The following is a 23865-nucleotide window of genomic DNA, read 5'->3' as shown; positions in this document are numbered from 1 at the left end:
GTTCGGGATAAGCATTATCAATTATACTTGAAGATACGTACCTGCAACAGGTATCTTTGGTTTAGATGGCATTAAACAATATGCAACCAGTCCGCCTAATAAATTCACTACAAAGTTAGCCGGAGAGCGATGTCGCGTATGCTCTATTTGACAAAGATTTTTTAACTCATCAAATACCGTTTCAATGACAGAACGATGACGCAAGATGGCTTTGTCGAAACAAGTCTGTTTAATAGGCTTCATTTTCTTCTTGATATTCGTTATAAGGCTAATTCCCATCGTTTTGAGTTGCTGTTTCAGTGAAGCCGATAAATACCCTTTATCTGCGTACAAACAACCAGAAAGATCCTTTGTCAGCTCAGGCAATGGTTTTCGATCATCGGTGTTTCCTGGTGTGAGTCGAAAACTGAGTATTTCCCCCAAATGATTGATAATTACATGAAGCTTGAAACCAAAGAACCAACCTGTTGAATTTTTTCCCCGTTCAGCTATCCCATTGAAGACTTTATGTCTGCGGATCCGTAAGTTATCACACACCGCTATCGGAGTAGAATCGGCAACCGATAGCCCCGTGCATTTTCCCTTAATTGACTCAAACAGTGCCGTTAACGCTAAGGCACTACGCGGAAGTAACTCTACACAGCATGAATAGGATGGCAAGTTAGGAAATTCCTTCCGGAGATATAAGCGGACATAATAGAGATAAAATACCTTGAATTGCCTGAATCGGAGTTGATGAAACAACACAACCAGTGTCATCATTTCCGCCAACGAAAGCTGAGTAGACCGTCTACGACGCTTAGTACCGTTAGTCAGCAAATATTCATGCATTTTTGGCTCGAAGTCTTTGCAAAAATCATCCATCAGGCAATAAAGTTCAGTAAGATTTTCCATAATTGTTTAACAATGCTCTACTCTTTAACCAGACTGTTAGAGTATTTTAACAAAACAGGCTCATTCAACTATTTGAATATCAAGACTTTCTCTTTATTTCTTATCCCGAACTCAGGTTACATAGTAACAAACAAAGAGAATCCCACCCGTCAATACGTCAAATCTATCATGGATGCCCGTTGGTCTGTTGAAGTTTATCATCGAGAAGTTAAACAAAACTGTGGTATTGAACGCTGTCAGGCTCGCACGAGCCGAGCGCAAAGAAATCATATTTTTCTCGCTATTTCTGCGTGGTTTGAACAACATAAACGTCGTATATCTGAAAAAATAACCCTTTATCAACAAAATTGGGACGTAATCAAAAGTGCTATTACTGAGCAAATCCGTGTTTTATTAGCGTACCCAAATTAGTTTTGTGCGAAACTCGTGTAAAGTTGTTCCATGAATCCGCTGATGGGCAACGCGTTGTAACCATGGACCCACTTTTGCGTTGGCTATCTCGATATCTAGTTCAAGATTATGAGCACGAAGGTCGGTATTTAATGGCACGATAAAACTGTTTTTTAAATAGTGGTTAAAGCGCTCTACTTTCCCTTTCGTTTTTGCCCTGTAGGGCTTGCAAGCCTTCAATTTAAAACCGTAATCTTTCGACATTTGAAGCATTTCGACATGCAATTTATGTTCACCTTCTGCATAAGCATCCCGTTCTATGATGAGGGATTTTGCGTTATCACACAATACTTCCTGTGGTACACCACCAAAATAGTCGAAAGCTTCTCTTAAACCTTGTTGCCACGATCCTGCTCGTTCATTATCAAAGAACTTTACATAACTAGCACGCGAATAGCCTAGTGTTGCAACAAACGCTTTTAGGGATTTTTTACCTCGCCGGATGCTGGTGAAGTCGATTTGCATTTGTTGACCTGGCTGTGTTTCAAAACGGACGACAGCTTCGGGAACAATGCTTGGTTTAATTGACAAACAAATCGGCGTAACTGAGCAATACCGCCTTGATAACCTCTTTCAGCTACCTCATCAAATAACACTGTTGCAGGGATCCAATCAGGTTTAGCCAATTCAATTCGCTGAAGCAAATAAGGTTTAAAGGGTGCCAGTTTACTCGGTTGTTGACTTCTTTTAGCATAAGTTGGCATTGCCTGTTGTTGTAAATGATGTTTTACGGTGTTACGGGAAATGCCTAATTCACGGGCAATTTTTCGAAGGCTTTGTCCTTGTGTAAAGCGAACATGAATATCCACAAATATCTCCTTGGTTAACATAAATTACCCGTACAAAAATGTACGAATAATACCAAGTGGATCAGTTTTAGATGATCGTTAGTGGATCAGTTTTGCATGATCGGTGACAGTGACAAAATAAAACGCATCATTCTCTAGCTGTTTGACGGCCGTACCGCCTGTTTTTAGCATCGCCAGGTAATCTTCCGGCAAGACCATCCCCCCACTGGCGGTCATCGATTTTGCCGTCATATCAACCGAGCGGTTAAATTGCGCTGGCGTGTTAATTTCATTACGTAACTCGGCAATTTTGAGCACAGCGGGTGACTGGTCACGTAGCGCCTGGGCAGCGGATTCGCTTACGCCATGTGACGACATAAATTTAGTGGCAAATTGCAGGTTAAGCAACGTCGGCGAGACCATTTCGGTTTCATGATAATCGCGCAATACCGAATACGTTTCTTTAATGACTTTGAGATTTTCGGTGGTGCTGTTACCAAAAATATGCATGCCTTTAGCAAATTTTTCAGCATCCGCCAGCATCGTCTCCCCACCCCCGAGGGCTTTAAAGGAAACCGCTTCTTTTTGATAAATCGCCGCTTCATTGAGGGTCGGTTTGACCGCCATGGCGGTGGCAGCACCGGTGGCGACCATGCCCGCCCCATGAGACAGCAGGGTATTCCGGCGATTCATGCGCTGGTGAGGTGTTTTTCGCGCGCTGAAATTTTTGCAAGCTGGCCTTCCTGACTTTTTAACGCCTGGGTATATTTCTGGGTTTCTTGCCGGATATGGCCGGTGGCCTGGTCTGCATGATTGACGGATATCCCCATTTTATCAAACGACGACCGGATTTTTTGATGTTGGGTGAGAAAGCCCTGATACTGACGCTCAAGTTTTGCCACGCTGGCCCACTGTTTTTCCAGTGCGGCGGTTTGTTTTTGGGTGGGATTTTGGAGACCCGCCATCTCAAGGCCCATCATTTTGCCTTTCAGGCGCGCTTTTTCCAGCGCCTGACCGAGCGTATTGATTTTGCCACCCAACGTCTGTAATTGGGTCAGTTTTTGGCTCGCCTGATTGAGTTGCGTCAAATTCTCGCGCGTGCTTTTAAGCTGTTTCGCTAGTCGGGTATTGGCGGTTTTGGCTTTCTCAAAAGGCCCACTGAGTCTATCGATGGCGCCTAAGACCACTTGTAAACGTAATTCTTTACTCATGCGACCCACTTCGTAAATAGGCCTGATGCCGCCACATCAGCAAATCAGACAAGGATAATTGGCCAGTTTCAGAGGGTGGCCAGTGAAAAATGACCGCAATATCGGCTTCCAGGGCTTCGACGGTTAAGGTATCGGGAAGTCGGCCGTCACCGATTTCGGCAACAAAAAAAGCCCAAGCTCATTGGCGAGATTGAAAAAATCGCCCGGGCTCATTTGTCGCATTTCCTGCTCGTTTAAGCTTGGGTTCATAATGCGCGGTAAGACTTTCATCACCGCATCGACATCCATCTGCATCAGCGGACTTAACTGGACTCCCCGTAGGTCGCCGACGTGCGGTTTTCGCAGTGTCACCTGATTAATCGGTGTTTCACCGCGTGCGATGGGTTCTTCCAGGTTTATAATTCGGGTATTCGGTGTTTTTTTCATGGGTTAAAGTCCTAATGCGGCGCGTTGTTTTTCAAGGCGATCAACGCCAGCCACTTTTTCAATTAAATTAATCACATCAATTTCAATCAGTTCCTGACCGTCCCACAGCAGCTTAAAATAGGTGGCTTTAACGCTGAGTTTGGTTTGTGTGTTATCGCCGGACTTGGCGCTCCCTGGGTCAATTTCAGAGAATCGGCCGCGGGTGACGATTTCAACTGCGGTCACTTCCCCTGTATCGTCGCGTTGATAGGCTCCACAAAAACGCAGTGGCACACCATCAAGGGTGGTTATCCCCCATTGCTTATAAAGCTGTGCATCAAGACCCCCTAACGTGAATTCCATATCCAGCGCACCGCCGTCAAGCCCTAAGTCAATCTGTGCTTCGCCATTCATGCCACCGCCGCGGTAGCCTTCCATTTTGCGGGTCAGTTTGGGCTGCGTCACCTCTTCAACCACCCCTAACCAGCTTTGCCCATCATCAAACAGGTTCATGTTTTTTAATTTGCGTGGTAATGCCATACTTAACCCTTAATCTTGTTGCTAAAATCCAGTAAATACTGGTCGGTGATGCGCTGGCGTAATAACAGGTTTTCCAACGGCGGAACCGGCGTATAGTCATAATCCAGCGTCAGCTTGCCGTCTTTGAGCGTTTCTTTGGTATTTACCTTTTCGTCATACCAGCACTGCCCACCCAGTAAATACCCCTCGGCAATCAAGCTTCGAAGCTTGGCGTTAATGCTTTCAATGATATCGCGCGTTAACGCCGGACTGAATGTTTTATCTATCGCCCAGAAATGCGCCTCGGCAAAGGTATCGGCTAAAATATGGGCGGTGCGGGTGGCACTTTCGAATTGAAAAAGCGGCTCATCCGAGCAGGTACGCGAACCCCAGAACCGGAAGCCATCCTGGCGAATAAGGGTGGTGATGGCATGTTGGTTTAATAATCCGGCATCGGTATCCGGGTCTTGCAAATCCCACGACAGGTCAGCGGAAATCGCCGTCACACCATTAATGCCCACATTAGAAAGCGTTTTATGCCAGCCCGTGTCATTATCGATTTTTGCCCGCAACCCCAATGCAAATGCCGTAGCATAAACGGTTTGTTCACGATTGGTGGCACTGTTCCAGGCTAAAAAATCCGGCCAAATCAGCATCAGCTCACGTTGGCTAAAGTTTTTACGATACGCTATCGCGTCGGTCACGGTGTTACACCCTGCGGCACTGATATAGGCCATCGCGCGTAACTTTTGGGCGACGGTTGCAAGTGCCACTGCGACCGCCTGGTTATCCAGCCCTGGAACCGCCAGAATACGCGGTTTTACACCCAACGTGTTGTTAGCCGATAACAGCGCCTGTAAGCCGGTTTTTTTGCCCTCTGCCGTGGTGGTGCCAATGATATTGGTGGTGGTTTCCTCGGGAGTTTTCCCTTCGGCAACCCTGACGACCACGGTGACTGGGCTGGTTTGGGCTAAAATCGCGGTTAACACGGGGCCGAGCGTCCCTTTTTTTCCCGCTTTGCCTATCGCAGCGGCGAGGTCAATTAAACGCACCGCGGTATTAAGTGGAAAGGTGGTACTGTCGGCATCGTCTGCGGTACAGACGACACCGGCAATCGCGGTGCTGCTGGTGTGGATAGAGCGCGTGCCTTCATTGATTTCAATCACACGCACGCCATGATGATAGTCTTGCGGCATAATCGGATTCCTGCTTTCGTTATATTATTCAGTGTCTTTCATCCAGGGGATAAAATCCTGTTATTGGCACTGTATGAGCGCTCAGACAATCACGCCGGTTTTTTCGGCCAGTCAATCTCGGGCGCGGTGGCGGTATCAATATCATTGAGTTTTACGCTGTACATTTCCCAAGCGCGTAAAGCGGTTTTTTTACTATTGCACGAGTTTCGCACCAATAAAAAAACGCTCTATTTTTAAGTTTAATTCAGCATAATATATAAATAGAAAAAATCTCATAAATTAAAAATAACTTATTGTAATTTAAGTAAATTTATACGTATTAGCAAGTTACAGATTAATTATTGTTCTGAAGCCATTTCTAGAATTTTATATGCCGGTGCGAAACTCGTGTATTGGTTGCCATCCCTAAGCGCACTTTACGATCAAGTAAGGTGATTTTTGATTCCGCTTCATCGATTAACTGGTGTTTTGTTTGATGTGCGGTGTTGATTTGGTCGGTTTTCATCGCCTGATTATCCGTTACCCATTTTTTGCCATCCCATTTATCGAATTTCGTCGCCGGTGTTAACAAGGTAAAGCCGGTTTTTATCTCGCAGAGATAATCAACGGGATAGGAAGCCTGATTTTCGGTATCAAATACCGTCTTGCCGCGGTGGTCTGGGACGTATCGCCAGTGTTTACCATCATCACTGCGGACAACGGCGATTTCGTTATTATCGGGTATCTCTGGTGCATCAATATAGGAATATTGACCGACACTCACCCCTTTATAGAGCAATTCCATGGTTGCGCCAAAATATTCATACGGCGGTTCATTCCTCGACATGTAGGTTTTTATCCAGCCTCGGTTTTTCGCAAAACCGTTTTCATCAATTTCTGCTTTAGGTATTTCTGTACTGTATTTCACTATGCAGCCCTCACTATGTCACGAGTTTCGCACAAAACTAATTTGGGTACGCTAATAAAACACGGATTTGCTCAGTAATAGCACTTTTGATTACGTCCCAATTTTGTTGATATAAGGGTTATTTTTTCAGATATACGACGTTTATGTTGTTCAAACCACGCAGAAATAGCGAGAAAAATATGATTTCTTTGCGCTCGGCTGGTGCGAGCCTGACAGCGTTCAATACCACAGTTTTGTTTAACTTCTCGATGATAAACTTCAACAGACCAACGGGCATCCATGATAGATTTGAGGTATTGACGGGTGGGATTCTCTTTGTTTGTTACTATGTAATCAATACGGCCGTTTTTGGCTGTAAATTTGAAAACGGTTACCCAACCATATCCTCGCAAGTGTATTGACGTTCCTTCTTCTGAGATGTCTAACTTGTTCAGTTGTTTGTTATGGTTAACAATCCTATTTTTCCTCAGCGTGGTTACCCAGATCCAACCATGAGAGCGAATTGATTTCAGGTTATCCAGGCTAGAATACCAAGCATCCATCACTACGGCTTCTGGCATGATCCCTCTTTTTTTAGCAAGAGTGAGCATTTCGGAAAAGTGCGTGTTTTTTGTTTTTCCATCAGAATCTTTATCATAAATACGATAATTGATAGGAATTGATTCAACCTTCGTCAGATCATGCCAAAGCAAATTAACTAAACCTATGCCAGCAATAACCTCATGTTCATTACCTGAATATTGATAATGGACCATCTCTATTTTTTTACTACGTGTTTTGGCAATCAATGTATCATCGGCAATTAGTACGCAAGGGCTTTTTTTGTCTATAGAAGGTTCAACTAATCGCCATAGGTCTTTAGGTCTAAAACATCTACTTTTTAGCCATCGGCTAACAGTGTCATGAGATAAAGGCGATGGGCTTACTTCTGATAACGCTAAACCAGAGTATCTTAAACTGCTTACTTGTAAGAATGTTTTATAGATATCTTTAATACATGGATAACCCGACAAAATATGAACACCCTGATTTTTTCTTGTTTTTAAATTTATCACGAGTTTCGCACCAATAAAAAAACGCTCTATTTTTAAGTTTAATTCAGCATAATATGTAAATAGATAAAACCTTATAAATTAAATATAACTTATTGTAAATTAAGTGAATTTATGCATTTCAGTAACTTGCAGATTAATCATTACTTTTAAGCCATTTCTAGAATTTTATAGGCCTGTGCGAAACTCGTGTTTATACTTCTTTTTTGGAGATTGCGAAACTCGTGTATGTATAAAAATGCGACATTTCGCGGTCGGTTTTCGTTTGCGGTTGGGACGACACGAGACGGATCAAAAGAGGCGACTGCCCCCCAATTATCATTATTGCCCATAGCGACTTTCGCGTTGAGGTTCCTATCTACTTTAAAGGCGCGATCCGCTGCAATAGGGGGACCCAACTCGCCTTGTCGCACATATCCAATACGTCCGGTGATATTGCGAATAGCATCTCCCTGGTTAGTTAAAATTTTTCTACCTGGATCGACTTTGCCGCCTAAATCCAGACCCCGAATAAATTCACCGTACAAATTCGGTAATTTTCCAGAAGGGTAAGCGAGGGCTAATTGGGGATAGTCGGCTTTAGTAAACGTTTGACCATTACAAATTAAATAGCCTGCTGGTGCCGTTTCGTGTGGCCACGGAATAGGCGCGCCAACCGGATAATTGTTAATCGCGTCCACATCAGCGGTTAATGCCAGCGTGCCATTTTTAGCTGATGGAATGGTGACGACGGCTTTATTGTTGCCTTGAGTATCTCTATACACGAAATAGGCATCATTGGGCGAAGTTTCTAACCCAAGTATCTGCCCATCACTTTTGATAAGGGCCAATCTGGTATAATCACTGTTGCTCCTTATTTTTATTTGACCTGCGGTGAATGTTTCCCAAGAGTCTTTCTTGGCAAACAGTTCGTCACAGGCTTTTTGGTGGATGACTTTATCGGTCGAATTCCCCGTTGTGCCGACAAGTTGTGTCTTATCGATTTTATTGTTTAATCCCTTATTAAAGGCCAGCTGGGTGACATAATCGCCAATCGGTTGTTTGGTATCTAATGCCTTCGTGACGCCTAACTGGCTGATGACATCGCTTGAGGAATCGCCTGTTGTCTGTTTAATCGCTTGCTTGTCGATTTTTTTATTTGTCACGAGTTTCGCAATCTCCAAAAAAGAAGTATAAATTTAAAAACAAGAAAAAATCAGGGTGTTCATATTTTGTCGGGTTATCCATGTATTAAAGATATCTATAAAACATTCTTACAAGTAAGCAGTTTAAGATACTCTGGTTTAGCGTTATCAGAAGTAAGCCCATCGCCTTTATCTCATGACACTGTTAGCCGATGGCTAAAAAGTAGATGTTTTAGACCTAAAGACCTATGGCGATTAGTTGAACCTTCTATAGACAAAAAAAGCCCTTGCGTACTAATTGCCGATGATACATTGATTGCCAAAACACGTAGTAAAAAAATAGAGATGGTCCATTATCAATATTCAGGTAATGAACATGAGGTTATTGCTGGCATAGGTTTAGTTAATTTGCTTTGGCATGATCTGACGAAGGTTGAATCAATTCCTATCAATTATCGTATTTATGATAAAGATTCTGATGGAAAAACAAAAAACACGCACTTTTCCGAAATGCTCACTCTTGCTAAAAAAAGAGGGATCATGCCAGAAGCCGTAGTGATGGATGCTTGGTATTCTAGCCTGGATAACCTGAAATCAATTCGCTCTCATGGTTGGATCTGGGTAACCACGCTGAGGAAAAATAGGATTGTTAACCATAACAAACAACTGAACAAGTTAGACATCTCAGAAGAAGGAACGTCAATACACTTGCGAGGATATGGTTGGGTAACCGTTTTCAAATTTACAGCCAAAAACGGCCGTATTGATTACATAGTAACAAACAAAGAGAATCCCACCCGTCAATACCTCAAATCTATCATGGATGCCCGTTGGTCTGTTGAACACGAGTTTCGCACAAAACTAATTTGGGTACGCTAATAAAACACGGATTTGCTCAGTAATAGCACTTTTGATTACGTCCCAATTTTGTTGATAAAGGGTTATTTTTTCAGATATACGACGTTTATGTTGTTCAAACCACGCAGAAATAGCGAGAAAAATATGATTTCTTTGCGCTCGGCTCGTGCGAGCCTGACAGCGTTCAATACCACAGTTTTGTTTAACTTCTCGATGATAAACTTCAACAGACCAACGGGCATCCATGATAGATTTGAGGTATTGACGGGTGGGATTCTCTTTGTTTGTTACTATGTAATCAATACGGCCGTTTTTGGCTGTAAATTTGAAAACGGTTACCCAACCATATCCTCGCAAGTGTATTGACGTTCCTTCTTCTGAGATGTCTAACTTGTTCAGTTGTTTGTTATGGTTAACAATCCTATTTTTCCTCAGCGTGGTTACCCAGATCCAACCATGAGAGCGAATTGATTTCAGGTTATCCAGGCTAGAATACCAAGCATCCATCACTACGGCTTCTGGCATGATCCCTCTTTTTTTAGCAAGAGTGAGCATTTCGGAAAAGTGCGTGTTTTTTGTTTTTCCATCAGAATCTTTATCATAAATACGATAATTGATAGGAATTGATTCAACCTTCGTCAGATCATGCCAAAGCAAATTAACTAAACCTATGCCAGCAATAACCTCATGTTCATTACCTGAATATTGATAATGGACCATCTCTATTTTTTTACTACGTGTTTTGGCAATCAATGTATCATCGGCAATTAGTACGCAAGGGCTTTTTTTGTCTATAGAAGGTTCAACTAATCGCCATAGGTCTTTAGGTCTAAAACATCTACTTTTCAGCCATCGGCTAACAGTGTCATGAGATAAAGGCGATGGGCTTACTTCTGATAACGCTAAACCAGAGTATCTTAAACTGCTTACTTGTAAGAATGTTTTATAGATATCTTTAATACATGGATAACCCGACAAAATATGAACACCCTGATTTTTTCTTGTTTTTAAATTTATACTTCTTTTTTGGAGATTGCGAAACTCGTGTTGAAGTTTATCATCGAGAAGTTAAACAAAACTGTGGTATTGAACGCTGTCAGGCTCGCACGAGCCGAGCGCAAAGAAATCATATTTTTCTCGCTATTTCTGCGTGGTTTGAACAACATAAACGTCGTATATCTGAAAAAATAACCCTTTATCAACAAAATTGGGGCGTAATCAAAAGTGCTATTACTGAGCAAATCCGTGTTTTATTAGCGTACCCAAATTAGTTTTGTGCGAAACTCGTGTTTGTTTCACTATCGACATATTGTCGAGTTGCCAGTACCATCGAGGGATCAATTTTAAGCGTCACCGCCGCCGTATGTCTGACAATAAATACGGCTCTTATCGTCTGGGTTCGACCTGAACCTTCGGCTAATTGCGGTTTGTAAGTTTCCGGGCAGTTACCCACCGCAATGAGCACACCCTCTTTATCAAAGACTCCCACCTCCCGTATCCACCAACCGCCTTCATTTTCCGGAATAACCTGCTCGGCAATCAGTTGGTTGGGATTATTTTTATCGACCCACAGCTGATTAATTGCCGCCCGACGACGTTCATTAATCAGTTGGGTCTGGTGGGTGTCTGGGGTGGGTAACGTGCCGCCCCCATCGCCGACCGCCATTTGCGTAATGGCGATTTTTGTACCCAGTGCGGTCGCTTCGGCAACACGGTGTTCGCCCTGGCGGGTTAACAGGCAAAAGTATTTCATGATGCGGTTATCCTTACGGTATCAATCAGGTGTAATGCCACCGCGTGTTGTACGGTGCCGCTGGTGCTAATCAACGCGGGCGTGTAAGCATAAACGGTTAATTCATCGCCCAGATAAACACCGGCAGCGGTATAAAAGGTGCCACGCGTTTCCAGTTGAATCGACAGCCCCAACAAGTGCCGACTGGCTGGCTTTGCATCCGCAATCAACGCTTCAATCTCATGATACATCGATTCGGTAATGCCACTTTCCAGTACGCCAATGTCTAATCGAAAGGTGCCGGGTGCCTCGCCCGTTTTCCACCATTCAATAACCCGTATCAGGTAGCCGAGCGGTTCAACAACGCGGCGCAGTGCGCCGATGGTGCCCTTATGCTGATGAATAAAGAGAGCGGCTTTAATCGCCTCGCGTTTGGTTTTCTCCGGCCAGTCTTTATCCCACCTATCAACGCTGAAACTCCAGGCCAGATAAGGCAGCAAATGGACGGGGCATGTGTCGGGATTCATCAGCGTGCGAAGCGGGATGGGTAAAGTCAAAATGCGTGACAACGCCACTGAGGCCGCTTTTTCCAGCGCTGTAGAGCCGGTCGGTAATAACGTCTTACGCATCGGTCCTGCTCTCCATTTTAAGATTGATGTCGGTGCAGAAGCTGGCTTGCGTTTTGGCTATCTTGATATCCTGTTTCGGTGTGTGAATAACAACCCGTGTTACGCCAGTGACGTGTAAGGCGGCATACGCGCACTTAAGGCCACATCGCGGCCTAATCGGTGTTGTTCGCGTGTATAGGCGGTCAACTTTTGGCGTGCCGTTTGCAAAATCGGTTCATATTCCGGTGCAGGTAACAGATAAAGCGTGGCATCGACCTGATAGGATAGAATGTCGGCCGATTGCACCGTAACCCGGTCGGCGACGGGGCGCACATTTTCATCATTAAGGGCTGTTTCCACCGTGTTAATCAGCGTTTGACTGGCCGTGCCATCCCCCTCGCGTGACAGGATAGTGACGGTTACTTCTGCCGGTTTCGGGCTAATAACCGAGGCATCGGCGACCTGTCCATCGGCGCTGCGGGCATAAAATTCGTAGCTGCCGATGGGGCCGGCTACACTCAGCCCCTCAAAGGCGGCTGGGATACGCAGACGTAAATCGTTATCGGATTCAAAAACGGGCATCACCGGCGGGATAGCCGTCGCGTCGCCTTCTGATAATAGCAGGCGTTTGACATTGTTATTGGCCGCCAGATGGTCAAGGTCAGCCCCCTTTGCAAAGGCCACCATATTGGCTAATGCCGCTTCATTAATTCGGCCTCGCAACAGCAAATCATAATAGGCGTTCTCTTCCAGTAACTTAGTTAACGGTTCAGAGGGAAGTGCCAGCGTTTGCGCGACAACATCCCGGATTTCAGCCGGACACGCCGCAATCAGGGCATTTTTACGTCTGGCAAGCAGGGCGTCAAAATCTAGTATCTCAACCACATCCGGTTTCGGTAACTGGCTTAAATCGATCGTTGTCATCGAGGGCTCACTGGAAAATGAAAGGAAAACGCGGTGCCACTGTCGATAATTTGCGCCACAATAGCAATCTGCGTGGTCTGGTCGTGTTGGTCGATGTTAATTTTTTCGAGTCTGATCCGGGGTTCAAAGCGTAAAAGCGCGCTAAAACAGGCCGCCATCAATTTCAGTGTTAATGGCGGGGTTTGGGGTTTATCCAACAGACTAAACAGCAGTGACCCATAGTCACGGCGCATGACCCGACTGCCCACCGGGGTCAGTAAAATATCTTGCACCGACTGGGCAATATGGGCATTTTCGCTAATAAATCGGCCTGTTTGCCGGTTCATCCCCAGGGCATTCATTGGGGTCCCTCAGTCATGGCGCTGCCGCGTTCAACACCGCCGTGGCGATGGGTATCAACACGAATGCCGTTAGACATCAAGGTACCGCCCGAGTGAGTTACATCCCCTGCCATCTGTGCGCCTTGAGTGACCGTGAGTGACGTGGTGGTCAGATTATGGGTACAAATAACATTGGGGGTGTCGAGTTCAATATTCACTGCCGCCTTGACAGTGACCTGTTTTGCGTTTACTGACAGGCTATTTTTTGCTTCAATGTAGCCCTGCTTAATGCCCGTGGCTTTCAATAGGCCGGTAGCGGGTTCATATTCAATCACGGCCCCATCGGCATAGGTACGATGGTCAGCGGTCAATGAGGGAATGGGTACCGGATGGGCACCGGAAAAAATGCCCGTTAGTACAAAGGCGGTGGTGAGTTCGCCCCCTAATGCAAAAATTAACACCTGCTCACCCTTGCTTGGGGCACTCAGTGTCCGGGTTTGTCCCGCCCGCAAGGTGATCCATTTAAGCCAGTCGGTGACAAGATCGCCGGTTTTCACCCGGCAACCTTTTTGGCTATCTACCTTAACAACCACCCCGACCCGAATAAGATTTTGTAAGCGGTGCAACAGATTTGCGGTCATTATCCTTTCCCGTCACTGGTAAATCAACGTCATACCGATATTGTTACGCATATCAAGGTGGGTTGCTCACGATTGGCCTTGTTTGAATGCTCAGACAATTAACGGGTCAGAAAATCGAGTAGCTGATTTTCAATATCAATCATCTCTTGCGCCGTCAGCCCCAATAACGGGCGGGCAGGATAAGGTACCGTTTTGCCGTGATAGCGCTCTGTCAACCCAAAATGATGAACCCGTGCTATTCGCTCGGTAGAAGGCAAAAAGGCTAAGGTGACGCCCTGGCTATCGGTTTTCAGGCGTAAGAATCGGGCGGTGGCCAGTTTTTTAAACATACGTTGTTGATGGGTTAACCGCCGGGCGGTGATCCGTGTTTTTTTGCTTTCAAGAAAGGTTTGAATGTCCGCCAGTTGCACGCTGCGTTTCTGGTGGCGTTTAGTGTCAATGCCGGTGATTTTTTGGCCCCATTGCTGCACATTCGTTAAGTGAACCGTTTCGCCATCGATTAACAGTGTCATCTCCCGCCGAAGGGCAATAAAACCCTTTTTCCGCGGGGTAAACGGGCTACCATCGGGGCTTTGTTGAGCGCGAAGGCGGGCAAATTGGGATTGGCGCAACCGCTTCCCGAGCACGTTGGCCAGTTTTTTACGCTCCGCGGTCATCAGATGCGATAACAGCGCAGTCAGCTCTGCGTCGAAACGGCGTAAGGTGTCGTCCATTAACTGACGCCAGGCCACTTATCGAACGGATCATCGGGTTCAGGGATGGCTTCCACCACCTGTTTACCGCCGTCGGTTTTTACCAGCACCCGCTCGGTGAGGTCTATTTCAATACTGATATGCGCGGTCTGGTTATCAATGAAGTCCATTTCAAAACGAAAATCGTGTTGCCGTCGGTCGGAATTAGTGAAGAGTTCAGGTTGATATTGTCGTATCCAATCCACTAAAACGGCCATCAGAATATCCTGATTGCCACCAAAGCGCTCAATGATGATATTGACGGTATAACGATATTCATAGGAGATGGAGTGGGCGAGCGTGGCAATAACGCGCCCATTTTCGACTAATACCGTCATCAGTTCAGGATTGTGGTTCAAAAACGGCACATGCTGGGATAAATGCTCACGCAGCTGGCTTAATTTCTTCATCCGTTGTCCTTATCGATTGTGCCTGCCGGATGCGTTTTTCGGCAACCGCAAAATAGGATTCATGGGCTTCGATACCGACAAAGTGGCGTCCGGTCTTCACACAGGCCACGCCCGTCGAGCCGCTGCCCATGGTAAAATCGAGCACCGTATCACCGGGATGGCTGAAGGTATCCATTAAATCCGTGAGTAACGCCACCGGCTTTTGGGTTGGATGCATACTCGGCACGTCTTTCGGGTAGTAAAAGACATTAGATTTGAATTTTTTACCTGCCGGAAGATTGAAAGTCCGTTTAAACGGCTGCCACACCTGCAATTGTTTATACGATTTCCAATTGGGGAAAGCATGAAGTGAAAAGCATTCCGTCAGTTGCTGCCAGGCCGCTTCGGTGCAAAGCGAAAATTGCAAATTTTGGTGTTTTAAAAAATGCGCAAATTGCCGACGACCGTGTTCGGCAATAATCGCTTTAAGTGGTTTGCCGATAAATTCCAGCAATTTGGCGACATAATCCCGCCTCGGATCACGTTTATTGCTGTCAAACTTTTTGTAAAAGACGCCGATGTCTTCAAAAAAATTCACCGGCATTCGGCGACAGGAAAGAGGATGGCCAAAATGATTTTTAACCCAAATCAGCCGATAGGAAAAAGGCAGATTGGGATGGGGGGACTGAATCAACTGGCTCGTCAAAGGTTTTTTTGAAAAGAGTAAAATCATGCCCTTGGGTCTCAAGACCCGATTGAGTTCTGCCCAGATTGTTGTCTGATTGAGTCGTTCATCCCAGCGCAGTTTTTCGGCGTACCAACCGGTTTTGCCGTTGCACTTCATAATCCCGTAGGGCGGGTCTGTTAATACCAAATCCACACTATCGGGCGGCAGCGTGGTTAATAATTGATGGCAATCACCGTGAAAGAGTTGGGGGGTAATGTTATTTTCCTAAACACTCGGTTTTAATATATTTTTGCCGATATTCCGTCTGTTTTTCGTTCTTAACTTTCATTTCTCTGCGCTTCAATTCGCTTAATTGCCTGTTTGTCAAGATTACACTGCTCAATCACTGTCAGTAATTGCTCATTCAATATCAGGCTATCACGCCATGTCATCATACCGGTGATTGCTGGCGGTAAGCAGTCAGCGAGTAGGTGAGGGGGTATCGGAATGTGAGGGGTCTGAACGTATTCGGCTCGTGTGCTGCTGCAACTTGACAACAGCACCACTAGGGATAACGCGATTGGCGCAATCCTGATTGACGACATGCTTTTTAATTGCGGCTTGTGTTGCTTCAGAGTCAACCCCTTTACGCCGACGGGTTTCACTATTAATTCGTGCAATATCATTGATTACCCTCATTGACTGAAAAGCATTAGTGGTAATGGCTATCTGTTTATTGAGGTCAACGGTGAGTTTTGCATTTAATGCTTTGACTTCGTTTAAGGAAGTCAACAACCAAGATGCCCATAAGATTAATCCTGCAATAATCACTACGACAAATGGGTAAGGTCGCCATAACATATTACGCTCTCTATTTCTCGACGGGTCATTAGTCCTTTCCAGACTTCACCTTTCACATAAACCCATCGTTTCATCTCATCACATGCGCCCGTTCGGTCATTGGCGTTGAGTTTTTTAAGTAACGTGGATTTAGCAAAATTCCCCACGCCTACGTTGTAGGCAAATGAGTAAAGGGCTGCCTGTGTGAGCGTATTGATATTGACCTTAGTCAATGGGTCAACATAACGCTTAACCACTTTCAAATCGTCATCAAGCCACTTATCACATTCGGCTTTGGTGTACGTCCGGTCACGCTCAATATCGTAACCAGTATGACCGTAGCAAACAGAAAGCACACCGTCACCATCAAAATAGGGCTTAAGTCTCAGCCCTTCGAAATGTGTTATCATGCTTGAGGCTAAAAACAACGCGCTACCGCCCGTTGCTATCACTATTTTTTCGGTATCTTCATCATGGCATCCCTTTGATGTTGCGCGCTTTTAACCGGTACTCCTTGCGTTTGTAATACCCGTTGACCAGACAGGTGATAACCGTGCAGACGATACCTGTCAGGGCAGCCCATTGTTCCAGGGTAAAAAAGCCCATGACACTGGTCATAATGCTCCACAGGTAAGCCGTCGGGGTTGAATACTTTTCGAACATAGGCATCACTTTCTCCTTTCAGGGTGTCCTTCTCCTGTTAGTCCCACAACACGACCTGTGAACGATTTGACGTGGCCGCACTGATTTCCGGTAATTGAATTTCAACGCCCATTGGCAATCTGGCGGCGTGGTTGCAAAGTCCCGGATTAACCTCAAGCACCCGTTCAACGGTGCCAACGCAGGTGCCATAGTAGCGAAAACAAATTTCATCCAGACTCTCGTTTTGTTGACTCAGGACCTTCATATCAGCGCTACCACGTTATGACTCTGCCCTTTGATCCGGGCGATTGCCCAGAGGGCATCGCGGCGGTAATCATCAATCGTGGGCGACAGGCTATCGGCCTTTTTATGGCCTGATGCTTGCGTGTCGATGTCTCGAAACCGTTCCGATAAGTTAGCCTTGGCCAGGCCAAATACCGCGCGTTCATACAGCAGGCAAAGCGCACTGTCGTCATTAATATGCATGGCCGGAATATTAGCTAAGTGGTTAAATCCTTCCCGTTTTTTCTGGATTTGCCAGTCCCGCAGTTCGCACGCCACTTCAATCATCGCGTGGGTGAGTGCATCCTTTAGGCGCGAAGCGATGATGGTGCCATCGTTCTCACGCATCACCGCGCGGTAATTTTTGGGTGACACGGCAGGCCAGAAGGGATCGTCGGCCACCAGGTCATCTTCTTCTTTAGGCGGTTTTTCTGGCGAAATAAAATCCATATCCTCATCTCAATAGGTCGGGCGGTGGACGGTGAACATAAGCGGTCTTTCACTGTGCCGCCCGGGTGCGTGGGCACAACTCATGTGTTTGGTAACCCGGTGTTGCGCGTTTTTTCCAGCTTTTTGATCTCGCCTTTGACGCCAACCCCTTGGAAAAGGCCTCAGGGCGCGTTTTAAGGTGTCGAGAGCGGCGTCTGGCAAGCCATTATCGCGCTGACAAAAACCCACCTATTTATACAATTCGGCTCTGACCATATCAGGCATATCTTCCTCATCCGTTAAGGTGACGATTTGCGCTAAAAGCGACAATTCAAGCGGCTGATTCTGCTGGTATGCGGCTTTGGCCGCCGCCGCCATTTCCTCTGCAATCGCGCAACCCGTCGTGCGGGTATGTCCAGCCTGATAGGACGTGAGATATTTAAACGGGAAACGTGCGATAAATGTGGATCTACCTGGGACAAACTGGATCTATCTGGGACAAGTCAGAGGGATTAAGTTGCACATAGTGAAACAGAAATCACGTTTTAAAACCCATTAATTGAAACCATCCTCTTTACTGAACTATACTCAATAAACTTCAAGATGCAGGGAAAGGAAGCTTAACGGCCTTACTACCCGTGCTTTTGCTGAATAGTCGCCTGCATCTTGAAGTATGTTGAGTATAGAATCGAATCTACTACGATTGATTTCATTTAGAGGAAGTTTCCATGACGACCAAGAACAACAATCATGATAGTTCCGACTTTACAGAGAATCCCAAAAATGACCGAGTAGTCACGTTTGAAAAAGATGCCAGCAAGGAGAATAAACCCACCCCATCGCAACAGTCAAATAACCCGCCTGGTATCCGTCCTAAAAAATGAGTGATAGCTAAACCTTAGGAGGCGTGGATGCAGTTTTAATCTTGTTCCTCCTAATTTCCACCCTAGCTATTTGCTCTGCAGGAATGTAGGTCGCCAGCGCCCCCCAGGAGTCATCGATCACACCAGCAAACTCGCGCCATTCATCACTATCTGGTGCGCTATGGTGTGTTACATAAAGAATGACGTCTCCCGTATTGCCCAGCGCAAACGGCCCATTAGGGAGCCCTTCAAAACGAGCCAGAGGCCGCGATAATAACCCGCTGCCATCCTTGAGAATAACAAACACTTCAGTGGCTCGGTACTCAATCTGCCCGAACAGCTGCTGCCACGCGGAATGGGTGCCATCAGACCATGAGATGTTTAAGGCGCGCATGAGCTTGTACATCCATCTACGCCCGTATTTACGCCATACGGCTCCTGTTATTATTGCGGTAACCAGCGCTACAAGGGTTGACCAGTAAACCGCATATACGGTGACGGATTCATAAGCGGTTGCAGATATAAGACCAAAAACTAATGTCGAAAACGTTATGTCAACGGTTTTGTGGTGCTCTTTCAGACCAACATTGGCAATAAAGTATCCAACATAGCCAGAAGCCAGCGTCACCAATGTTGCCCAGGGCAGATTTAGCAGTGATGAATCGAGCATATGAAATATCCTTCTATTGTTTGGTTAGCATTAAACCAATGCTCACTATCTGGTGTATAGGTTATATTTTTCTCTCCGACGTTTCACTATGTGAAACGAGAAACAGTCATCGAGACGGCTTATCTTCATCTTCAAACAGATTGCCCTGGATGCGAGCAATTTCTTCTTTTTTAACCCGTTTTATCACGGAATAAATCCACTGTAGCGAGACTTCGTACTTGCGTGCCAGGGCGCGGTGGTTATGGCCATTGAAGTCGGCAAATATCTCCCGGTCGCGCTGGTTTATTTTCCACATCAGCCCCATCGGGAAATAGACATTTTGCCCGCCCCATACCGCCATCATTTGACTGGCGACGGCATCGCCTATCTGGCTGGCAACAGCGGGGTCAACATCGATAATCTGTCTGACGATCTGCGCCGTGTGGTCGGCCAGCTCAACCAGTAACTCCGGCCCTTTACTGCGAAAGGTATGCTCTAGCATGAGGTTGTCCTTGCCACGCGTTTTTGCCACTGCTTGAGTTTCTCGATAACCTGGCTGGCCTGTTGGCTATCTAGCCAGTAAGGCGAATCACCGCCGGTTTCCCGTTTAACAAAGTGGGCCAGGGCTGTTGCTGACGCATCCCGGACAATGCCCTCATCGGCCATTGCCTGCCACAGGGCCTGCATTTTCTGGATTTGCGGACGGTCGGTCTGCTTTTTCGTCGTGGGTTGAGTCGGCTGGATACGAAAACCTTTGGCTTTTAGGGCGTTTAACACTTGCGCCAGTTGACCGATATTCAGGGCTTTTGCTGATGTTTTCCTCGTTAGCCTGTGCAGCATCTGGCGGTAAGTCGTGTCATCCAGTTTGAGGTGGTGGGCGGCAATATGGATTAACTGCAGGTATTTTTGTCGGGTCATCGGAGGCGTCCTTTATCGTTGTGGTCGGGGTCAGGATTCCTTATGCCATGAATAAAAAAATAATCCTTCGGGTTTTGAAGGATTATAAAATGAATATCGTTATTATACAATTGAATGCAGTAAACGCCGCTTTTCCGCTATGACTTCTTCACGCAAATCGCCTTGGCATCCATATCCTTGAAGGTTTCAAATTTTTCTGCGAACTGTTTGGCGGCCTGTTGACAGGCGGTTGCCGTGTCAAACGCCTGTGTATGCAGCGTGGAAAAAGCATTACCGGCATAGGGACTGGCGTATAGGGCTAAAATTAATATCCACATGATAATTTATCCTCTTTCACTGAATTAAGGTCGGATGTTCAATAAAACAAAGGCTGACCGCAATGAACACCAAGAAACCGGCAAACAGGCGGTTTTGTTGTTTGCGGGTTTCGGGCGATTGAAAATAAGGCCGCAAGCGGGCGGCAATGAGCGCGTAAAGCGTCATCATCAGCGCATCGACCATTACCATCGTCAGAGTCATAAGGGTAATTTGTGGCCCTAACGATTGGGACGGATTAAGAAAGACCGGTAGTGTGGCAAGTAGGAAGGCGAGCGCTTTGGCGTTGGTGATATCGGTCAGAAAACCCCAGCAGAACCGTTGCGCACAGCGGGTCAATGTCACGACATCGTAAGCATCCATGATGACTGGTGCGCGCCAGGTTCGGTAGGCGGCAAACAGTAGCCAGAGTACGCTAATGCCTTTCAGTAACAGCCAGGCTGTCGCTGAAGCGCGCAACGCTTCCGTGCCTAGTGCCACAATGGGTACCATCAAGCCTAATGCGGTCGCCTGACCGGCAATAAGCGGTAGCGTCTTGCACCATCCCCGCTGGAAGGCATGGTTAAGCGTGAGGATAGCGCCAGCGCCGGGTAATACGGCACTGAGCAAGGCACCGCCTAAAAAAACTAACCAAAGGTCAAGGTTCATGGTTTATTTACCTCGTGCGTTTGATGATGGGGTGGTGTTGATGGCGACTTTGCCGTGATACCTTTTAGCGGCACGACATCCCAATTAAGTACCCAGGCGCTATACCGCTGTCCGCAGTGTGGACAGGTCAGTAACAGGTCAATCCCCCACTCGCCGCTTTCCGGTTGTTGGATGATCTCGGCCTGGGTAGGATTCAGGCGTCGCGTTGCCTGATGGCAGCTGATGCAGGTAATGGTCATAACGTGTTTTCCTTATCTAAGGCGACGATGAGTTCGGCCAATATCTCGAAGGCATTTTGAAATTCACAATACGCGGCGGCAGAATGGTCTGCCTGCAGGTGATGCATGGCGCGGTTTATGTGCCTTTCAATTTGGCGGCGCAGAGGTTTTATTTCCTGATAGCTCATGAGGTCACCTCCTGCTCGAAGGGCGTAATAATGAAATCCTCAAGCTGATTGCGAAACGTAATGCCGGGAATATTCAGTCGCTGGATAGTGTCCTGATTTTTGAGCAGGGCATTTTTATCAAGCTGTGCTTTGCGAATAATGCAGTCGGTCTGTCCGTTTTCTTCCAGCGCCTGAATGATATCATCCACCCCTTTTACCGAAACGGACGGTGGGCGGTTACGCCATGACACCTCGCCGGTTATCAGGTTGGCGGTTTTGGTTTTGCCGTTTTGGGTAAGCGCCTCACGGTTGGCCTCGCACCAGGTCTGGATACCTCTTTGCAACAGGGTGATGCGGGCTTTCCTGGCTTCAATATCAGCCGCATGTTGATGGGTTAACCGCGCAATTTCATCATTAATCTCTGTCTCCAGTCGGGTCATTTCCCGCTGGATATCGCCCAGATTTTTAATATCGTTTATTACCTGCTCACGGGTTTGCGGCGTGCAGGCACCCGCCGCGGCTTTAAGCCGCGTTATTTTCTTTGCCATCTTTTTTACCTTTTCATTAACAACGTCGGGAATTAAACGCGCTCGAAAATAATGTCTTCCAGGGCGTCACTGTGTTGAATATGCTCAAATAAATTCATGTTGTATCGGGTCGCGATTTCACCAAGACGCTGGTCTTGTTCATCAAAATCACGGCAGTTCTCGCAAATCGACAAATAGGTTTCATCGTCCTGTTCCGGCATATCGACGGTCTTTGCCAAATAAACCGATTGGCGAGCGGTAATACGGACAGGGCGTGTTGTCATGATTAACGTACCTCCCAGGTGATTCGGCAGTTATCTTGCAGGAACTGGTATTTTTCCCAGCGGCCCTGACGGTCAGTACCCAGGGCATAGCGAACGGCATGGCCGTTTTTATATAACGCATCACACCGTCGGTCATGCAGCAGGGTAAGGGTCGGACGGCTATAGCCATCAACGGTAAACTGACTGACGATAAAACCTTCCTGGCTGAGTTTATCCATCACCGACAGGCATTGCCTGAACTGCTGCTGGATGGCCTGGTAGGTCATCGCTGACGGGTTTTTAATGGTCACGGCGGGGTTCAGCATAAAAGCCTCCTTTAATGCACACTGTGAATAATATTGGCGTCGATAACCGGGATGGCGTTTTGCGCGGCCAGGTTCATGGCGGCGGTCAGCAGGTTGCCGATAGCCAAGGGGTAAAGCAGGCTGACCGGCGTGTCTTTTTTCGGGCGCAGCCAGCTTAGGCGTTGACGCAGTGCCGGTATCGCATCCGGGCCAAGGACTTTGCTAAGGTCGCCGCCGACGCGTTTAAACTTGAAATCAAGAAAGTCGTTCAAGTGTTCATCTAGCGGCGGCAGGTCAATTACCTCGCAGCGCTGTACCACTTCCCTGACCGCTAACAGGCGCTCGGATAACTTGTCGCCCAGTTCGGGTTGTCCCAGCAGGACGATGGACAGCAGTTTTTTAAAGCCGTCTTCCAGCTCAAAGAAGCGTTTAAGGTGCTTTAAGGTCGGGATGGGCAGGCAATGGGCTTCTTCAATCACCAGTACATGGCTGTACCCGGCGCGGCTGCTCTCTTTTAATAGTCGGTGTAGCTGACGAAAGCGGGCCTCCGGCGAGCGTTTGAGTTTTTCCAGTGGGGCCAGGGTATGGACAATAGCCTCGGCGAGACTGGCGGCTTTCAGGGTTTTGCCCTGATGGTCGTTGTCTTCCATCGCCAGCACGTAGGGTTCAATCACCACCACCGGGGCGTTTTCCCGATAGATGCGGTCAGTCAGGTCACGTCGCAGCGTGCTTTTACCCGAGCCGGATTCACCGATAACCGCGATAAAGCCGCCATAGCTGGCGGTCTGGTACAACGCCTCGCGCACATAACGACTTTCAGGGGTTAAAAACACATCTTCATGACCTTGTACCGCGTTGTCGTCAAATGGGGCACGAAACAGCCCAAAATGCTTTTTGGTGGCAGTCAGTAATACCTGTTTTTTCAGTAACATGGTGTCTTCCTCGTTGCTAGGTGGTGTGTGCTTTTCCTTGCTGCTGGATGTGACCCCGTCAAAGCAGTCGTCCGCCGCGATGCCCTGGTCACTTAGCCAGCCACGGATGCGGTGTTTTAGTGCGTCGGTATCCTGTTTCGGCCACTGATGGTGATTGACTATTTGCGCCAGCGTCGCCTCGGAAAGGTCAAGCGCACGGGCCAGTGCTGCCTGGGTCAGGTTGTGGTGTTGTAACAGGGTTTTGAGTTTCAGCATGATGGCCTCCCGTTAACCGTGACTGGCCAGACTGACCACCACCTCGGTGGACTGGGCCATCAGCTCATCACCCAGCGCGTCGACCTGGTCAGCGGGTATGCCGTCCGGGAAGCGTTGGGTTAGCGTGGTGTAAAATTCACTGCGCCAGGTCTTGCCCGCCGCCTGGAAACGCGCGCGCAACTGTTGAACCACCACG

General features: G+C 47.0%; 41 protein-coding genes and 4 pseudogenes. 4 read left to right on the top strand and 41 right to left on the bottom strand.

All coding sequences use genetic code 11. From position 1 onward, the window contains the following. Positions 1 to 21: 21 nt before the first annotated feature. The gene (locus tag V3224_RS01775; protein WP_334468149.1) at positions 22 to 894 is read right to left on the bottom strand and encodes an IS982 family transposase; all 873 of its coding nucleotides are present in this window, start codon (positions 892 to 894) and stop codon (positions 22 to 24) included. On the opposite strand from V3224_RS01775, the gene V3224_RS01770 reads away from it, so the two are divergent. Beyond that, positions 826 to 1305 carry a transposase gene (locus V3224_RS01770; protein ID WP_442889693.1) on the top strand — a complete coding sequence of 160 codons (480 nt, stop codon included), beginning with the start codon at positions 826 to 828 and terminating at the stop codon, positions 1303 to 1305. The two genes, V3224_RS01775 and V3224_RS01770, sit on opposite strands and share 69 nt — an antisense overlap. Here the strand turns inward: V3224_RS01770 and istA are convergent. From istA to V3224_RS01710, 12 genes and pseudogenes are all read right to left on the bottom strand, one after another. After that, positions 1288 to 1875, bottom strand: a complete 588-nt coding sequence (istA, locus tag V3224_RS01765; protein WP_334468145.1) for an IS21 family transposase — start codon at positions 1873 to 1875, stop codon at positions 1288 to 1290. The two genes, V3224_RS01770 and istA, sit on opposite strands and share 18 nt — an antisense overlap. Further along, complete coding sequence (locus V3224_RS01760) at positions 1764 to 2174, bottom strand: helix-turn-helix domain-containing protein (RefSeq protein WP_334468143.1); 411 nt, start codon at positions 2172 to 2174, stop codon at positions 1764 to 1766. Before V3224_RS01760 ends, istA begins: the two co-directional genes overlap by 112 nt. 57 nt (positions 2175 to 2231) lie before the next feature. Next, positions 2232 to 2786 (bottom strand): hypothetical protein, encoded by a 555-nt coding sequence (locus V3224_RS01755; RefSeq protein ID WP_334468142.1) that lies wholly within the window; start codon positions 2784 to 2786, stop codon positions 2232 to 2234. A gap of 35 nt (positions 2787 to 2821) precedes the next feature. Then, positions 2822 to 3343, bottom strand: coding sequence for a hypothetical protein (locus V3224_RS01750; protein ID WP_334468140.1), 522 nt, complete (start codon positions 3341 to 3343; stop codon positions 2822 to 2824). Next, positions 3336 to 3443, bottom strand: a complete 108-nt coding sequence (locus V3224_RS01745) for a GpE family phage tail protein (RefSeq protein ID WP_442889727.1) — start codon at positions 3441 to 3443, stop codon at positions 3336 to 3338. The genes V3224_RS01750 and V3224_RS01745 overlap by 8 nt, the downstream gene beginning before the upstream one ends. A 23-nt stretch (positions 3444 to 3466) precedes the next feature. After that, the gene (locus V3224_RS01740) at positions 3467 to 3769 is read right to left on the bottom strand and encodes a phage tail assembly protein (protein ID WP_334468138.1); all 303 of its coding nucleotides are present in this window, start codon (positions 3767 to 3769) and stop codon (positions 3467 to 3469) included. A gap of 3 nt (positions 3770 to 3772) precedes the next feature. Continuing rightward, the gene (locus tag V3224_RS01735) at positions 3773 to 4288 is read right to left on the bottom strand and encodes a phage major tail tube protein (protein ID WP_334468137.1); all 516 of its coding nucleotides are present in this window, start codon (positions 4286 to 4288) and stop codon (positions 3773 to 3775) included. Between the two features lie 2 nt (positions 4289 to 4290). Then, entirely contained in the window at positions 4291 to 5463 is a 1173-nt protein-coding gene (locus tag V3224_RS01730) for a phage tail sheath protein (protein WP_334468135.1), read from the bottom strand. Between the two features lie 89 nt (positions 5464 to 5552). After that, a complete protein-coding gene (locus V3224_RS01725; RefSeq protein WP_334468134.1) occupies positions 5553 to 5675 on the bottom strand; it encodes a tail fiber assembly protein in 123 nt (40 codons plus the stop codon). 146 nt (positions 5676 to 5821) lie between these two features. Further along, positions 5822 to 6370, bottom strand: a complete 549-nt coding sequence (locus V3224_RS01720; RefSeq protein WP_334468133.1) for a tail fiber assembly protein — start codon at positions 6368 to 6370, stop codon at positions 5822 to 5824. 37 nt (positions 6371 to 6407) lie between these two features. Further along, positions 6408 to 7383 (bottom strand): annotated as a pseudogene (locus tag V3224_RS01715) (IS701 family transposase). A 188-nt stretch (positions 7384 to 7571) separates the two neighbouring features. Further along, positions 7572 to 8567, bottom strand: a complete 996-nt coding sequence (locus tag V3224_RS01710) for a phage tail protein (protein ID WP_334468129.1) — start codon at positions 8565 to 8567, stop codon at positions 7572 to 7574. 66 nt (positions 8568 to 8633) lie between these two features. Here V3224_RS01710 and V3224_RS01705 point away from each other — a divergent pair. Continuing rightward, positions 8634 to 9389 (top strand): annotated as a pseudogene (locus V3224_RS01705) (IS701 family transposase); the annotation flags it as partial. Between the two features lie 18 nt (positions 9390 to 9407). Here V3224_RS01705 and V3224_RS01700 read toward each other — a convergent pair. Then, the gene (locus tag V3224_RS01700) at positions 9408 to 10382 is read right to left on the bottom strand and encodes an IS701 family transposase (protein ID WP_334468125.1); all 975 of its coding nucleotides are present in this window, start codon (positions 10380 to 10382) and stop codon (positions 9408 to 9410) included. Between the two features lie 53 nt (positions 10383 to 10435). Between V3224_RS01700 and V3224_RS01695 the strand changes: the two are divergent. After that, a pseudogene (locus tag V3224_RS01695) lies at positions 10436 to 10675 on the top strand (IS701 family transposase); the annotation flags it as partial. Here the strand turns inward: V3224_RS01695 and V3224_RS01690 are convergent. The 15 genes and pseudogenes from V3224_RS01690 to gpM all read right to left on the bottom strand — a co-directional run bounded on the left by V3224_RS01690 (position 10672) and on the right by gpM (position 18068). After that, complete coding sequence (locus tag V3224_RS01690; RefSeq protein WP_442889687.1) at positions 10672 to 11157, bottom strand: phage tail protein; 486 nt, start codon at positions 11155 to 11157, stop codon at positions 10672 to 10674. The pseudogene V3224_RS01695 and the gene V3224_RS01690 overlap by 4 nt on opposite strands. After that, positions 11154 to 11765 (bottom strand): phage tail protein I, encoded by a 612-nt coding sequence (locus V3224_RS01685; RefSeq protein WP_334468123.1) that lies wholly within the window; start codon positions 11763 to 11765, stop codon positions 11154 to 11156. The genes V3224_RS01690 and V3224_RS01685 overlap by 4 nt, the downstream gene beginning before the upstream one ends. Continuing rightward, a pseudogene (locus tag V3224_RS01680) lies at positions 11758 to 12668 on the bottom strand (baseplate assembly protein). The gene V3224_RS01685 and the pseudogene V3224_RS01680 overlap by 8 nt, the downstream one beginning before the upstream one ends. Then, positions 12665 to 13009 carry a GPW/gp25 family protein gene (locus tag V3224_RS01675; RefSeq protein ID WP_334468121.1) on the bottom strand — a complete coding sequence of 115 codons (345 nt, stop codon included), beginning with the start codon at positions 13007 to 13009 and terminating at the stop codon, positions 12665 to 12667. The pseudogene V3224_RS01680 and the gene V3224_RS01675 overlap by 4 nt, the downstream one beginning before the upstream one ends. Continuing rightward, on the bottom strand, positions 13006 to 13629 hold the full coding sequence (locus V3224_RS01670) for a phage baseplate assembly protein V (protein ID WP_334468119.1): 624 nt from the start codon (positions 13627 to 13629) through the stop codon (positions 13006 to 13008). Before V3224_RS01670 ends, V3224_RS01675 begins: the two co-directional genes overlap by 4 nt. Before the next feature lie 98 nt (positions 13630 to 13727). Continuing rightward, on the bottom strand, positions 13728 to 14342 hold the full coding sequence (locus V3224_RS01665; protein ID WP_334468118.1) for a phage virion morphogenesis protein: 615 nt from the start codon (positions 14340 to 14342) through the stop codon (positions 13728 to 13730). Then, entirely contained in the window at positions 14342 to 14770 is a 429-nt protein-coding gene (locus V3224_RS01660; protein ID WP_334468116.1) for a phage tail protein, read from the bottom strand. The genes V3224_RS01665 and V3224_RS01660 overlap by 1 nt, the downstream gene beginning before the upstream one ends. Then, on the bottom strand, positions 14745 to 15629 hold the full coding sequence (locus V3224_RS01655) for a DNA-methyltransferase (protein ID WP_334468115.1): 885 nt from the start codon (positions 15627 to 15629) through the stop codon (positions 14745 to 14747). Before V3224_RS01655 ends, V3224_RS01660 begins: the two co-directional genes overlap by 26 nt. Positions 15630 to 15754: 125 nt before the next feature. After that, on the bottom strand, positions 15755 to 15979 hold the full coding sequence (gene lysC, locus V3224_RS29660; RefSeq protein WP_422389276.1) for an Rz1-like lysis system protein LysC: 225 nt from the start codon (positions 15977 to 15979) through the stop codon (positions 15755 to 15757). Next, on the bottom strand, positions 15897 to 16277 hold the full coding sequence (locus V3224_RS01650; RefSeq protein ID WP_334468113.1) for a hypothetical protein: 381 nt from the start codon (positions 16275 to 16277) through the stop codon (positions 15897 to 15899). Before V3224_RS01650 ends, lysC begins: the two co-directional genes overlap by 83 nt. Then, the gene (locus tag V3224_RS01645; protein ID WP_334468112.1) at positions 16247 to 16666 is read right to left on the bottom strand and encodes a lysozyme; all 420 of its coding nucleotides are present in this window, start codon (positions 16664 to 16666) and stop codon (positions 16247 to 16249) included. Before V3224_RS01645 ends, V3224_RS01650 begins: the two co-directional genes overlap by 31 nt. 61 nt (positions 16667 to 16727) lie before the next feature. Next, the gene (locus V3224_RS01640) at positions 16728 to 16925 is read right to left on the bottom strand and encodes a phage holin family protein (RefSeq protein WP_334468110.1); all 198 of its coding nucleotides are present in this window, start codon (positions 16923 to 16925) and stop codon (positions 16728 to 16730) included. Between the two features lie 31 nt (positions 16926 to 16956). Further along, complete coding sequence (locus tag V3224_RS01635) at positions 16957 to 17163, bottom strand: tail protein X (protein ID WP_334468109.1); 207 nt, start codon at positions 17161 to 17163, stop codon at positions 16957 to 16959. Beyond that, entirely contained in the window at positions 17160 to 17630 is a 471-nt protein-coding gene (locus V3224_RS01630) for a head completion/stabilization protein (RefSeq protein ID WP_334468107.1), read from the bottom strand. Before V3224_RS01630 ends, V3224_RS01635 begins: the two co-directional genes overlap by 4 nt. A gap of 228 nt (positions 17631 to 17858) precedes the next feature. After that, positions 17859 to 18068, bottom strand: coding sequence for a phage terminase small subunit (gpM, locus tag V3224_RS01625; RefSeq protein WP_334468287.1), 210 nt, complete (start codon positions 18066 to 18068; stop codon positions 17859 to 17861). 269 nt (positions 18069 to 18337) lie between these two features. Here gpM and V3224_RS01620 point away from each other — a divergent pair, with 269 nt between their 5' ends. Then, entirely contained in the window at positions 18338 to 18493 is a 156-nt protein-coding gene (locus V3224_RS01620) for a hypothetical protein (RefSeq protein ID WP_334467759.1), read from the top strand. A gap of 7 nt (positions 18494 to 18500) precedes the next feature. Here V3224_RS01620 and V3224_RS01615 read toward each other — a convergent pair whose 3' ends face one another. The 12 genes from V3224_RS01615 to V3224_RS01560 all read right to left on the bottom strand — a co-directional run. Then, positions 18501 to 19142, bottom strand: coding sequence for a hypothetical protein (locus tag V3224_RS01615; RefSeq protein ID WP_334468105.1), 642 nt, complete (start codon positions 19140 to 19142; stop codon positions 18501 to 18503). 106 nt (positions 19143 to 19248) lie between these two features. Further along, positions 19249 to 19623, bottom strand: coding sequence for a Mor transcription activator family protein (locus V3224_RS01610; protein ID WP_334467755.1), 375 nt, complete (start codon positions 19621 to 19623; stop codon positions 19249 to 19251). Beyond that, a complete protein-coding gene (locus V3224_RS01605) occupies positions 19617 to 20039 on the bottom strand; it encodes a gp16 family protein (RefSeq protein WP_334467753.1) in 423 nt (140 codons plus the stop codon). The genes V3224_RS01610 and V3224_RS01605 overlap by 7 nt, the downstream gene beginning before the upstream one ends. 137 nt (positions 20040 to 20176) lie before the next feature. Then, positions 20177 to 20356, bottom strand: coding sequence for a hypothetical protein (locus V3224_RS01600; protein WP_334467751.1), 180 nt, complete (start codon positions 20354 to 20356; stop codon positions 20177 to 20179). 16 nt (positions 20357 to 20372) lie between these two features. Further along, positions 20373 to 21002, bottom strand: a complete 630-nt coding sequence (locus tag V3224_RS01595; protein ID WP_334467749.1) for a LysE family translocator — start codon at positions 21000 to 21002, stop codon at positions 20373 to 20375. Then, a complete protein-coding gene (locus tag V3224_RS01590; protein ID WP_334467747.1) occupies positions 20999 to 21241 on the bottom strand; it encodes a hypothetical protein in 243 nt (80 codons plus the stop codon). The genes V3224_RS01595 and V3224_RS01590 overlap by 4 nt, the downstream gene beginning before the upstream one ends. After that, positions 21238 to 21408 (bottom strand): hypothetical protein, encoded by a 171-nt coding sequence (locus V3224_RS01585; protein WP_334467745.1) that lies wholly within the window; start codon positions 21406 to 21408, stop codon positions 21238 to 21240. Before V3224_RS01585 ends, V3224_RS01590 begins: the two co-directional genes overlap by 4 nt. Then, positions 21405 to 21935 carry a host-nuclease inhibitor Gam family protein gene (locus tag V3224_RS01580; protein WP_334467744.1) on the bottom strand — a complete coding sequence of 177 codons (531 nt, stop codon included), beginning with the start codon at positions 21933 to 21935 and terminating at the stop codon, positions 21405 to 21407. Before V3224_RS01580 ends, V3224_RS01585 begins: the two co-directional genes overlap by 4 nt. Positions 21936 to 21967: 32 nt before the next feature. Beyond that, positions 21968 to 22198, bottom strand: coding sequence for a hypothetical protein (locus V3224_RS01575; protein ID WP_334467742.1), 231 nt, complete (start codon positions 22196 to 22198; stop codon positions 21968 to 21970). A 2-nt stretch (positions 22199 to 22200) separates the two neighbouring features. After that, on the bottom strand, positions 22201 to 22503 hold the full coding sequence (locus tag V3224_RS01570) for a hypothetical protein (protein ID WP_334467740.1): 303 nt from the start codon (positions 22501 to 22503) through the stop codon (positions 22201 to 22203). Between the two features lie 11 nt (positions 22504 to 22514). After that, positions 22515 to 23669: an AAA family ATPase gene (locus tag V3224_RS01565; protein ID WP_334467739.1), complete on the bottom strand. Its 1155-nt coding sequence runs from the start codon at positions 23667 to 23669 to the stop codon at positions 22515 to 22517. Positions 23670 to 23681: 12 nt separating this feature from the next. Then, a partial coding sequence (locus V3224_RS01560; RefSeq protein WP_334468104.1) for a hypothetical protein occupies positions 23682 to 23865 on the bottom strand: 184 nt, incomplete at its 5' end.

The sequence above is a fragment of the Arsenophonus sp. PmNCSU2021_1 genome (assembly GCF_036919435.1).
Lineage (GTDB): Bacteria > Pseudomonadota > Gammaproteobacteria > Enterobacterales > Enterobacteriaceae > Arsenophonus > Arsenophonus nilaparvatae.
This window is presented reverse-complemented; position numbering and strand designations above follow the sequence as displayed.